General features: G+C 54.1%; 2 protein-coding genes. One reads left to right on the forward strand and one right to left on the reverse strand.

Features of this window, described 5'->3' with window-relative positions; translation table 11 throughout:
- A partial coding sequence (locus JHD74_RS25740; RefSeq protein ID WP_199063879.1) for a hypothetical protein occupies window positions 1-203 on the forward strand: 203 nt, incomplete at its 5' end.
- 379 nt (window positions 204-582) lie between these two features.
- Here the strand turns inward: JHD74_RS25740 and JHD74_RS25745 are convergent.
- Window positions 583-1152: an NADAR family protein gene (locus JHD74_RS25745; protein WP_074031877.1), complete on the reverse strand. Its 570-nt coding sequence runs from the start codon at window positions 1150-1152 to the stop codon at window positions 583-585.
- Window positions 1153-1554 lie beyond the last annotated feature (402 nt).

A 1554-nucleotide genomic window follows, 5' to 3' on the forward strand; every position in this document is an offset into this window, starting at 1 on the left:
CCCCCCCCCCCCCCCCCCCCCCCCCCCCCCCCCCCCCCCCCCCCCCCCCCCCCCCCCCCCCCCCCCCCCCCCCCCCCCCCCCCCCCCCCCCCCCCCCCCCCCCCCCCCCCCCCCCCCCCCCCTTTCATGATCCGGCGACCACCGAGATCTACACCCAGTTGGCATCGTCGGCAGCGTCAGATGTGTATAAGAGACAGCATTAGAGTTTGGCACATATCCATATGTATTCATTCCCCCAACAGCCCGCCCCAGGTAACCTTCCTCTCGCGAATCATACTACCGGTTCAGGTTATACAGATCTGTCAGAAATTAATCATACTGAGGAATCTTAATCACGCTACCGCCCTACCGTGATAGTTTTCATCTTCACAAAATGACTTTAAATTAAATGGTAATGCAAATACAGATTGATTGAGAATTTAGGAGCACAGCCTAGCAGGAGCATCTGAACAAGGATTTACGGTTTCGTGAAATTGCTGGCGTGGCATAACCCAAAGGTAACAGCACGCTGATCGGTAAAGCCTATCAAAGCAGAACCGGCATCGGTGAGCTACCGATGCCATTCACGGACAAGTATCCTATTTATTCTCGGTTGGTACCTCCTAGCGTATCCCTTACCACCATCAGCGCGAAGCCGAGCAAATTTGTTCCGTTCCACCTCAGAGGGTTGGCTGCACGTTCGTCGTCCTGCGCTAAGCCGATGCCCCAGACACGGTCGACGGGGCTGGCCTCAACCAGCACACGTGTGCGAGTGCCGACAAGAAATGCGCCCAGCTGTGGGTGCTGACTAAACTTGTGGAGGTTGCCTTCACACACCAATTCAAAACAGTGCGCTTCCCACATTTGCTGATTAAAGCCAGCGACCTCCCTGCCGAACCTCTTCGCTTCCGCTGGCGATTTAGCGTTCAGAATGCGGGGCAGTATAGCATCGTCACTAAACAGCCTTGCCTTACCAGCCATCATCCAATGCTCGGCACTGGCGTAGGTCACATCGTCAACCTTAAACGGCGACGGCCACCACTGACTAAAGCAGGAGGCGGTCACAGCACCACTGGGAGAAGGACGGTGGCCCCAGAAATAGAGGTACTTGAAGCGCTTACCGGTCCGTATGCTCTGCTGTAACGCGTCTAACGTATAATTTCCCTGTTGCATAACTCATCATCCACAAAAATTATGCCTGATAATGGCATTAATATAACTACCTGATACTCTGAGCACTTCATGTTGTCAAGAGCTGGGGTATGGTTAAGCGCAATTCTTAACCAGGCACCACCGTAAATAAAGCACCCAAGACATTTGGGTTGTAATGGGTCAGATAAATTGGTAATGAAAATATAGACCGATTGAAGCATAGGAGTATCCCTATATCGGCACGGACTAGGTACGGGATAACGGTGAGTTGTATCTGGCGGGAGACTAACTGATGCAGTTTTAGTTGAATCACTACAAACCACTGGAATTCAGCGTGATATCTGTTACCTGTCTCTTATACACATCTAAAAGGGGGGGGGGGGGGGGGGGGGGGGGGGGGGGGGGGGGGGGGGGGGGGGGGGG

This window comes from Serratia sp. ASV30 (genome assembly GCF_016428815.1).
Taxonomy (GTDB): Bacteria; Pseudomonadota; Gammaproteobacteria; order Enterobacterales; family Enterobacteriaceae; genus Chania; species Chania fonticola_C.